Origin of the sequence: Thiohalophilus sp., assembly GCF_031581315.1 — a bacterium.
In the GTDB taxonomy this organism is placed as follows: Bacteria; Pseudomonadota; Gammaproteobacteria; order UBA6429; family Thiohalophilaceae; genus Thiohalophilus.
The window spans coordinates 1-10,206 of sequence record NZ_JAVLAZ010000019.1; the positions used below are offsets into that span (position 1 = coordinate 1).

Consider the following 10,206-nt stretch of genomic DNA (forward strand, 5'->3'; position numbering starts at 1 on the left):
TTTTCGATCAGGTCCTGGATGGCTGCCACGTACTGGCGTTCGGGATCGGGCTCGATTTTGAGGATTTCCTCGGTCAGCTGCGACCAGTGTTCCTCGTTGCGATCGGCCATTTCCTCGAGCTTGCTGCGATTGCCGGTCTCCTGCCAGTGCCGGTAGGCGTCCATCAGCGACGGCGACAGGTGCTTGCGCATGTGGGTCAGGTTGCCGAAATAAAAATGCAGGGACGGTTCGTTCTCCTTTTCGAGCAACGCGGGCAGAGTGCTGATCGCGTCGGCCAGATGATCGCGTACCGCCCGTAACATGAGTTCGGCTTTGGTGTAGGGCAGGGTGATCAGCAGCTCTTCCCATTTCTGGCCCAGGCGCTCGCCAGCACGGATCTCACCGATTTCATGCAGCAGGATGGTTTCCAGTTCATTGTCGGTCATCGCTTCCAGGGCGCGATCGACATCCGACTTGAAGTCGTAATAGGCCAGGGCCTTGCCCATGGCGTTGTCGGGCTGGTTCCAGTTCCAGCTTTCGAGCTTCTCCCATAACATACGCTTCAGGGATTCGCGGCGAATATAGATATTGTTGCCCTGGGCCATGGCCGGCGGCGAGGTGAGATCGCGGGCCAGCTCCTGGTCGGCCACGTAGAGGCTGTAACCGTTGTACTGATCGTGACGTTCGAGCCGGGCGAGGAAGAAATGGGGCTTGTTGTTAATACCCAGACCGCCGCTGTAGACCAGCCCGGCGTCCCGTAACGCGTCGTTGATGGGACCGGAATCGAACGGGTCATATTGCGCATCGCCAATCTGCATGGGATTGAAGTCCTCGGTCTGCAGGCTGTCCCACAGGGCTTCACGCTCGCGCAGCCAGCTACCCACCTGTTTGTTATCGAGCGAAGCGGAATACGTCTCACCGGCTTCCCAGCGAAAGAATTCGCGCATTTTCATCAGGTAAATGCAGAGGGTGTAATCCCCGGCATGACTGGCATCGGCAATGTGGCAGTTGCGCTGCACCGTCTCCTGCAGCTGTTGCATCTCATGACTCATCGAATGCGTTCCTCATTATCGGCCAAACCGGAGTATAATCTTGTTTTTCCGGCAAGTAACTTAGTAAAATACTCTGGTATACAGATTAGCACGTTGAAATAAATGGTGCTACCCATTAATAATCAATTACTTATAATGGGTTTTTCATCCAGTTACAGAGCAAACTCCGGCGCCCAGGCGCCCCGACATTAGAAGGTAAGGCAATCATGGTGCGTTTAAAGACCCGCTGGCACAACAAGGAAGCGACCCACAGTTTCGATCAGATCGCCGGGGCCCTGGCCTACAACATCTGGAAAATCGCCATGAACGGCGTCCTGAACCTGGAAAAGGCCGATTTCGAAACCAACACCCTGAAGCACCGGATGGAAATCATCGCCGAGTATCTCGCTTTTTGCGTCCACCTGGCCGATCGCATGACCTACGAGCAGTTCGACGAGAACGAGCGCCAGGCCTTCATGACCGAGCTGGTGAGCAAATGCGCCAAACATTACGAAGACAACATGCGCGATATCATGGGCGGCGGCGAGTATCGTCAGGCATTCATCGATTTGGTCAACCACCGCATGGCCGAGTATGCCGAGTGCGATTATTCCGCCGAGAATGGCCCGAGCTTCGGCATGAAGCGCATCTTCAGCGACTTCATCAAGGAAGTCCTCAACGAGAAAGACAAGCAGTGGATTGGCCAGCAGATTATCGATGCCGAAGTGCCCGAAATCGTCAAACACCTGCGCCGGGCGATGCCGAACCTCTTCACATAACAAATAGTTATCGTTATGGCTGTCATTCAAAGCGTTTTGCTGAATAGAAGCAAAACAAGCGATTATTCAGTCCGCTAATAAACGCAAATAAACGCCTATACAATAAAGATTCAGGGCAAGAATTGATTTGCGTTTATTCGCGTGCATTTGCGGACTGGTAAACGTAAATGGCCTGACGCTCCGCGTTAAATGATCCGTCTGCGGGATAATTGGGCACAAAAAAAGCGGGCCAAAGCCCGCTTTTTTGTTACTTTTCAGTTGTGGTTATTTCTTGACCCACTTGGAAAAGTTTTCGGTGTTCTGGGCCTTGCCGTCTTCAAAACCGGCGCTGTAGGCTTCGGTTACCCGCTGTTCTTCCCGCTCGGGGTTGTGCAGGTAGCCGCCTTGCCAGCCCTGGATGTACTCGGGGTCAACGCCCATTTCTTCCATTTTGGTGACGGTGTCATAATATTCTTGTTTCATGAGAGTCTCCTCTATGTTCAGCAGATTATCGCAAGTTCAGTAATACCAGTCGCTTCCAGCCCACGGGGCTTTCAACCGTCAAGGGCCAGAGCAAAATTTAATCAGCGACACGCTGTCGCGCGTTGCGCCTGTCCGGCTTGCCGTGCTCAATGGCCGCGAAATATACCAGAGTCTGGCGCGTAAATCCCGTTTTTCCGCCGACAAGCGGTGGTTTGTCTCTGACTGAGATGGCCAGTGACAACCAGACAGACGCCGGCGTGACAGTAGTGTACAAAAACCCTGATTTATCACGTATATCCCCATAGAGGGAGGCCCTTGTATCAAAGGGAATAATAACCCAGTACGTGACTAGGTTAAGTAAATCAGGATATACTCGCAGATTCACGTACACAAAACCGGATGGAGAGCCTTGCACATGTCCGACTTTAACAGCACCGAAGAAGTGGAATTTTCCAGCGCCATGTCGGCCTTCGAGGCCAAACACTTCTCGCGCGCCATGCCGATGCTGATGCCGTTCGCCGAAAAGGGCGACGCCGAGGCCCAGCACCGGGTGGCGATCATGTATCAGAACGGACTGGGTGTGGTGCGCAGCGACGAGCAGGCGCTCAAATGGATGCGCGCCGCCGCCGATCAGGGCCACGCCCTGGCCCAGCACGGCATGGGTTTCATGTACCTGGAAGGCGAATGCGTCGACAAGGACGAAGCCCAGGCGGTCGAGTGGTTTAAAAAAGCCGCCGAACAGGGCCTGGCAGGGTCCATGACCACCCTGGCACTGATGTACGAAGAGGGCAAGGGCGTCCCGCAGGACGCCGAAGAAGCCCAGAAATGGTACGCCAAGGCCGGATTCTGAGAGAGCGGTGGAAGTCAACGCGGAGGTCGCGGAGACGCGGAGGCGCGGAGAGTTTTGTGGATTACAAAAACAATCATGAGTCAGTAGTTAAAAGCTCATAGCCAGTGCGCTTTGAACTGAGCAAGTTCAAAGTGTGAGAATTAATAATCGTTTTACTCTGCGACTCTGCGTCTCCGCGACCTCCGCGTTATTTACAGTTAATTTGAAAAGTGGAAGTCTAGTTTATGCGTCCAGCACATTTGGTCTCGGTTCTCGACAAGGAATTTTTAAGCGCCCGCGAGGGGCAGCATACGCCGGTGATGATCTGGGGGCCGCCCGGGGTGGGCAAGTCGCAGATTATTGCCCAGATTGCCGAGCAGCATCAGGTGCCGTTGATCGATATTCGTCTGTCGCAGATGGAGCCCAGCGATCTGCGCGGGATTCCGTTTCGCAACGGTGAGACGGTGGAGTGGGCGGTGCCGGCGATTTTGCCCGATGCCGAGCGTCATGGTTCGCAAGGGATTCTGTTTCTGGATGAGATTACCTCAGCTACGCCAAGTGTCTCAGCGGCGGCCTATCAGCTGATTCTCGATCGGCGTCTGGGCGAGTACGAGATTCCCGACGGCTGGGCGATCTTCGCTGCCGGTAACCGCCAGGGCGATCGCGGTGTCACCTATACCATGCCGGCGCCGCTGGCCAACCGCTTCTCGCATTTCGAGTTCGAGGTGAACCTGGACGACTGGGTGGCCTGGGCCTATCAGCACGGTGTCGATGACCGGGTCATCGCGTTCGTCCGTTTTCGTCCTGAACTACTGTTTGAATTCGACCCGGCCCACAACCCGATGGCGTTTCCCTCGCCGCGCTCCTGGGAGTTTGCCAGCCGCGCGTTGCACAAGTTCGAACACCACAATGACATTCGCCTGGGCACCCTGCAGGCCTGTGTCGGTCCGGCCGCCGGCATCGAGCTGAACGCCTTTATCAACAATCTGGATCAGCTGCCGGATATCGACGCGATTGTACGCGGCGAGCCGGTCTCGGCGCCCAAAGAGATCGATCTGCAGTACGCCGTGGCCGCCTCGCTGGTTGGCCGGGCGATCAAGGCCAAAGAGAGTGACGAGGCGCAACAGGTGCACGGCAATATTCTCGACTACGCCAGTGTCTTCCCGCAGAAGGAGATGGGCGTGATGCTGGTCTCCGACATGCACCGGGCTATCGGCCAGGAACTCTTCAGCGTGCCACAGTTCGCCAGGTGGTCCAACGAAGTCGCCGATGTGATGCTGTATAATTGACCCTGATCGACGAGTCGTCATGAGCGAACAGGATCTGGAAACCAAACTGGCCGCCGCGCGGACCAAACTGATTATCGACAAACCGTTTCTCGGCGCGCTGGTGTTGCGCCTGCCGATGGTCAAGGCCGATCCCAAATGGTGCAAGACCACTGCCACCGATGCCCGCAAGTTCTATTACAACGCCGAATATATCGATGATCTGAGCCTGGCCCAGACCCAGTTCGTGCTGGCCCACGAGGCGTTGCACTGCGCGCTGTCCCACTTTGCCCGACGTCAGCACCGGGTGCGCCATCGCTGGGACCTGGCCTGCGATTTCGCGGTCAATCCGATCCTGATCAAGGACGGCCTGACGCCGCCGCCCAATGCGCTTTATCAGCCAACGTTCGACGGCATGAGCGCCGAAGAGATCTATCCCATGCTGGATGATTTCGAGAACGAGACGCCGCAGGATCAGCATGTCTACGACGAGTCCGATTCGGACGGTGAGAATCCGCAGGGCGACATGGAACCGCCGACCGAAACCCCCTCGTCCCCGCAGGACCAGCCGAGCGAACAGGGCGGCGATAACGACGACCAGGAACCCGATTCACAGCCCAACGAGGGCCAGGGCGGCAAAAGCGACGCGGATGATGATAGCGACAGCGAATCCGACGGTAACGGGACGAGCCCGCAGCTCGACGAGGACGAAATCAAGGGCGGTGGTTCGAGCCCCCAGCCGGATGAATCCGACTCGTCCGAGGGGGCCCCACAGCCCGCGCCACTGTCACACAGCGAACGCGAGGCGCTCAGTGTCCAGTGGAAACAGCGCCTGGCCGGTGCAGCCCAGAGCGCCATGCAGGCCGGCAAGCTGGGCGAGGACATGGCCCGGCTGGTGGATTTTCTGCTCCAGCCCGAATTGCCCTGGCGCTCGCTGCTGGCACGCTACATGAGTTCGGTGGCCCGGGACGATTACAGTTATACCCGGCCCAATCCGCGGCGTGGCGATCCGGCGATTTATCCCAGCCTGCGCAGTCAGCAGGTGGATATCGTGGTGGCGATCGATACCAGCGGTTCGGTCTCTGATGCCGAGATCCAGACGTTCATCTCGGAAATTGATGCCATCAAGGGCCAGATGCGCGCCCGCATTACCCTGATCGCCTGCGATGCCGAGCTGTCCGGGGAGGGTCCCTGGATATATGAGCCGTGGGATGAGTTCACCAAGCCGATGTCGATCAAAGGCGGCGGCGGGACCTCGTTCGTGCCGGTGTTCGAATGGGCCGAACGCCAGGACCGTTATCCCGAGTTGCTCATCTATTTCACCGATGCCGAGGGACAATTCCCCAAATATGAGCCGGGTTTCCCGGTGATCTGGCTGGTCAAGGGCAAGGCGCCGGTGCCCTGGGGCCAGCGCATCCAGCTGAACTGATACAATAGACGCATGGAACTGTCCAACGAAGACGCATTGCGCCTGAATGTGCTGCTCAACCAGGATCTGCAGGCGATCCGCATCGATGAGTCGAAGATGATCGTCTACGGCCTCTCTGACAAGGGCGAGGCCACGATCCCGCTCAATCCCAATTGCCGTGACGAGCAGTACATCAAGCAGGTCAAGGAGCTGATCTCCACCCACGTGCTGGGCTCGCCGGGTGGCTATCCGGTGTTTCTGCGCCGCTGGACCCGCATGGGCCAGACCAAGGACAAGAGCCTGGACAAACTGCTGCAGCTGGGCGAGTCCGAGGCCGTGGTGGCCGTAGTGCACGCCGAAGGGCTGACCGACGATCTGGCCCGGCGCGCCTGGTGGGCCATGCCCAATTCGGAAAACGCCCGCTGCATGCTGCGCCGCGAAGCGGTGGTGCAGGGCGAGATGGGGCCGGTGCTGGCCGATTTTTTGCTCGAGTTTCTGCCGTTTGAAGAAGAGCCGCGGGACATTGTCGAGTCGGTACGGCTGGTGCTGCAACCGGGCCTGGTGGACGAGGCGACCCAACAGGATCTGTGGGCCAAGGGACAGCGCAAGAACGCCTATCTGGTCGGGTTCTTGAGAACCCTGCCGGATGCTCTGCCCGAACCGGCCGCGCCTCACCCGGGGCTGGATACGCTACGCGGTGCCCTGACGCCCCTGATCGAAGAGGGCAACCCGGCGGCACGCCAGCTGCAGCGAACCCTGGATGCGCCCGGCCAGGCGTTTCTCAAGACCGCCAGCCAGGTGATGAAAAAACCGGCTAACCAGGACGTCGTAGTGGCTCTGCTGGAGGCCATTGAAGATTATTTTGCCGATCTGCATCCCGGCTGCGCGCCGTGCCGTGAGGTCGGTAGCGTGCTGGCCAACGCCCGCCAGTGTTGCGAGGATCCCCGGCAGTTGCCTGCTCCGGCGCGCGAGGTGCACGAGGCCCTGTCCGATGCGCATCAGCCGTTGCTCGAATCGGCACTGGTGCTCTCGCAACTGGGTGTGCCGGTGATCAACCCGATTTTTGCCGTGACTGACTCCATCGGCTCGGTAATGCGGCGCAAGATCGAACCGGTGAGCCAACCGTTTTTCGAACACGCCAACCGGCTGCTCGGCCAGTCCTGATAGCGATGGGGCTTCAGTTTTCCAGAGTGGCCGCCTCGTTCGTTGTTCAGGTCCCCCGGCCGGTGCTGGAGCAGCACATGGTGGCCAGTCCCGAAGTCGTAGGAGAAGAACTGGCGCAGCAGGTCGCCCTGTATGCACAGCGGAACAGCCTGGGTTACTATCCGGCGCTGGATTATTTCCTCGAACACGGCGGCGTCGATTCCGACCTGCTCAATGCGGTCGAAAGTATGACCTGGCTGGTTACCGGTCTGGTACGTGAAGAGATCAAAACCCGCTTGCGACCGGTATTTTCCAATATCCGCTTCGAGTCGATTCAGGCGCTTGCCTATACCATGCCGACCGTGCGGCCCGGGCAGAACAACACCTTGCTGCGCCTGGGGGAACACTTCACCCCCGATCGGGTCAAGGTTGCCATCATTGCCACCTCCATCCGGCATCGCGATACCCCGGAAACCGCGGTCAAAATGGCCGAACGGATGATCTGGCGCTGGTTGCATGAACACTTCGAGAAGATCGAGATCACCCATATCCGCTATCTGCCACCGGACGAAGATGACGTGATCCCATGAATCGGGTACAGATGTACTGCACCAAAGCCTGTCCCTACTGCCAGCGTGCCGAGCAGTTGTTACGCAAACGCGGTATCCGGTTTGAAAAAATCCGGGTCGATTTGTCCAAAGGCAAATTGCGTGAAATGCTCAAACGCAGTCGGCGGGATACCGTCCCGCAGATCTTTATTAATGATCGTCACATCGGCGGCTATGATGAACTGACCAGGCTGGATAAACGCGGACAGTTGATGACATTCGTGGAGAAAAAGACCAAACCTTGACCTTTGTCTGTCGTTTGTCATGATTCAATGGTAATGTTTTGAGTCATCATGACTCGATAAACAGATAACGATTGCAGGGGATTAGCATGGCCGCTACGCCGGAATCCACAGAGTTCCAGACCGGACCCGAGACAGAACCTGGGACAGAACGTCAGAACAACAACGAATTGCGTTCGTCCTATCAACGGGTCCGCAAGGCCAGTGAACTGATCTGTGAACCGTTGATGATCGAGGATTACGGTGTGCAGACCATGGCGGATGTCAGTCCGCCCAAATGGCACCTGGCCCACGTGAGCTGGTTTTTCGAAACCTTCCTGCTCAAACCGTATCTGGACGATTACCGGGAATTTCATCCCGATTACGCGCGTCTGTTCAATTCCTATTACGAACAGGTGGGCACCTATCATCCACGCCCGCAACGGGGCCTGTTATCCCGTCCCTCCGTGGAGGAAGTCTATACCTATCGGGCTCACATCGATGAGGCGATGCTGCGACTGATTGAGTCGCCACGGATGAGCGATGCGCAAATTCAGGAGCGCCTGGTCACGGGCCTGCATCATGAACAGCAACATCAGGAACTGCTGCTCACCGATATCAAACACATTCTCGGTATGAATCCCCTGCGTCCCGCCTATCGGGAGATTGAGACGCCGGCGGGCAGCGAACAACCGCTCGAATTTGTTCGCTTTACCGGCGGGCTGAAAAAACTCGGTGCTGATGAAGAAGGATTCGCTTTCGACAATGAGCGGCCCCAGCATGATATCTGGCAGCCGCCGTTTCGCATCGCTTCGCGCCCGATCACCAATGCCGAGTACATGGCCTTCATCGAAGATGGGGGTTATCTGCGCCCCGAATTGTGGTTATCCGACGGCTGGGCGGCGATCAAACAGGGTAAGTTTCACGCGCCGCTGTACTGGGAAAACCGCGATGGTCAATGGTGGCACTATACTCTGGGTGGCATGCAGCCGGTTGACCCCCATGCCCCGGTGGCGCACGTTAATTATTTTGAAGCCGAGGCCTACGCCAGCTGGGCCGGGAAGCGCTTGCCAACCGAGGCCGAATGGGAGACCGCGGCCGAGAACCTGCCAGTCAAAGGGAACCTGCGCAGTCGCGGATACCTGCAACCGGTTGCCGGCGAGGGCGACCAGCAGGGCGTGACCAAACTGTATGGCGATGTCTGGGAATGGACCCAGAGTGCCTATGCACCCTATCCCAAATACAAATCGCCCGACGGAGCGCTGGGTGAATACAACGGTAAATTCATGTGTGGCCAGTATGTGCTGCGTGGTGGTTCCTGTGTCACCCCGGCCGATCATATTCGCCGTACTTATCGCAACTTTTTGTATCCCGGCGATCAATGGCAGTTTTCCGGGATACGCCTGGCGGAGGATATCTGATGTCGGCCATGCCGTCGGTTTATTATTATGACGAACATCCGCCAGAGGCGGATTTTTACGCGGAGGTGATCGCCGGTTTCAAGCGGCGTCCACGCCGGATCCCGCCAAAATTTTTTTATGACGAACGCGGTTCCGAACTGTTCGATGCTATCTGTCGCACCGAGGATTATTATCCCACCCGCACCGAACAGGCGCTGTTGCAACAACATGCCGATGCGATCGCCGAACTGATCGGCGAACGCTGCCTGTTGATCGAGCCGGGCAGTGGCAACAGCGAAAAAGTCCGACTGCTGCTGGATATCCTGCGCCCGGCCGCCTATCTGCCAATGGATATCTCGCGTGATTTTCTGTATCAGGCGGCCGATCAGGTAGCGCAGGAATACCCCTGGCTGGAAGTGCACGCGGCCTGTGTCGATTTCACTGCACCGTTGAGCTTGCCGTTCTGTCCGCCGGTCAGTCGTAAATTAATTTTTTTCCCCGGTTCCAGCATTGGCAACTTCGAGCCCGAACAGGCTGAAACTTTTTTACGTAATCTGATTCCCGTTGCCGGGCCGCAGGGCAGCCTGTTGATCGGCGTGGATCTGAAAAAAGATCCGGCGATTCTCAATGCCGCCTATAACGATCGCGAGGGCGTGACGGCCGCGTTTAATCTGAATTTATTGCACCGCATCCGGCGGGAGCTGGCTGGCGAACTTGATCCCGAATTGTTCGAACATCACGCCTTTTACAACGACACGCTGGGTCGGGTTGAAATGCATCTTGTCAGTCAACAGGCCCAGCAACTGAAGATTGACGGTCAGTTATTCGATTTCGACAAAAACGAATCCATCCACACCGAAAGCTCCTACAAATATACCGTCGAGGAATTCATTGAACTGGCCGGGCGCGCCGGCTTCACCAGCCGCCAGGTCTGGACCGATCCCGATCAGCTCTTTAGCCTGCACTACTTCGACGTCACCGGGTAATTGGTTTTACCACAGTTGCGTTTATGTCCGTTGTTTGGGTGCGGAGGATGCAAAGTGAAATATTATTCAGTCCGCTAATAAACGCGAATTAACGC

11 protein-coding genes are annotated in these 10,206 nt (G+C 57.2%); 9 read left to right on the top strand and 2 right to left on the bottom strand.

All coding sequences use genetic code 11. The features are described from left to right. Positions 1-1,031: Sfum_1244 family protein (locus RI563_RS04170; protein ID WP_310693091.1), on the bottom strand; the 1,031-nt coding region annotated here is incomplete at its 3' end. Between the two features lie 206 nt (positions 1,032-1,237). Between RI563_RS04170 and RI563_RS04175 the strand changes: the two genes are divergently transcribed. After that, the gene (locus RI563_RS04175; protein WP_310693092.1) at positions 1,238-1,789 is read left to right on the top strand and encodes a hypothetical protein; all 552 of its coding nucleotides are present in this window, start codon (positions 1,238-1,240) and stop codon (positions 1,787-1,789) included. Positions 1,790-2,053: 264 nt separating this feature from the next. Here RI563_RS04175 and RI563_RS04180 read toward each other — a convergent pair whose 3' ends face one another. Next, complete coding sequence (locus RI563_RS04180; protein ID WP_310693093.1) at positions 2,054-2,251, bottom strand: hypothetical protein; 198 nt, start codon at positions 2,249-2,251, stop codon at positions 2,054-2,056. Positions 2,252-2,666: 415 nt separating this feature from the next. Between RI563_RS04180 and RI563_RS04185 the strand changes: the two genes are divergently transcribed. From RI563_RS04185 to egtD, 8 genes are all read left to right on the top strand, one after another. Next, complete coding sequence (locus tag RI563_RS04185; RefSeq protein WP_310693094.1) at positions 2,667-3,101, top strand: tetratricopeptide repeat protein; 435 nt, start codon at positions 2,667-2,669, stop codon at positions 3,099-3,101. Between the two features lie 224 nt (positions 3,102-3,325). Further along, on the top strand, positions 3,326-4,369 hold the full coding sequence (locus RI563_RS04190; protein ID WP_310693095.1) for an AAA family ATPase: 1,044 nt from the start codon (positions 3,326-3,328) through the stop codon (positions 4,367-4,369). Between the two features lie 19 nt (positions 4,370-4,388). Beyond that, entirely contained in the window at positions 4,389-5,774 is a 1,386-nt protein-coding gene (locus RI563_RS04195) for a DUF2201 family putative metallopeptidase (protein ID WP_310693096.1), read from the top strand. Between the two features lie 12 nt (positions 5,775-5,786). Beyond that, positions 5,787-6,917 (top strand): hypothetical protein, encoded by a 1,131-nt coding sequence (locus tag RI563_RS04200; RefSeq protein WP_310693097.1) that lies wholly within the window; start codon positions 5,787-5,789, stop codon positions 6,915-6,917. Positions 6,918-6,922: 5 nt separating this feature from the next. After that, positions 6,923-7,486: a hypothetical protein gene (locus RI563_RS04205; protein ID WP_310693098.1), complete on the top strand. Its 564-nt coding sequence runs from the start codon at positions 6,923-6,925 to the stop codon at positions 7,484-7,486. After that, positions 7,483-7,749 (top strand): glutaredoxin 3, encoded by a 267-nt coding sequence (gene grxC / locus RI563_RS04210; RefSeq protein WP_310693099.1) that lies wholly within the window; start codon positions 7,483-7,485, stop codon positions 7,747-7,749. The genes RI563_RS04205 and grxC overlap by 4 nt, the downstream gene beginning before the upstream one ends. An 86-nt stretch (positions 7,750-7,835) precedes the next feature. Further along, positions 7,836-9,146, top strand: coding sequence for an ergothioneine biosynthesis protein EgtB (egtB, locus tag RI563_RS04215; protein WP_310693100.1), 1,311 nt, complete (start codon positions 7,836-7,838; stop codon positions 9,144-9,146). Further along, positions 9,146-10,111 (top strand): L-histidine N(alpha)-methyltransferase, encoded by a 966-nt coding sequence (gene egtD, locus RI563_RS04220; RefSeq protein ID WP_310693101.1) that lies wholly within the window; start codon positions 9,146-9,148, stop codon positions 10,109-10,111. Before egtB ends, egtD begins: the two co-directional genes overlap by 1 nt. Positions 10,112-10,206 lie beyond the last annotated feature (95 nt).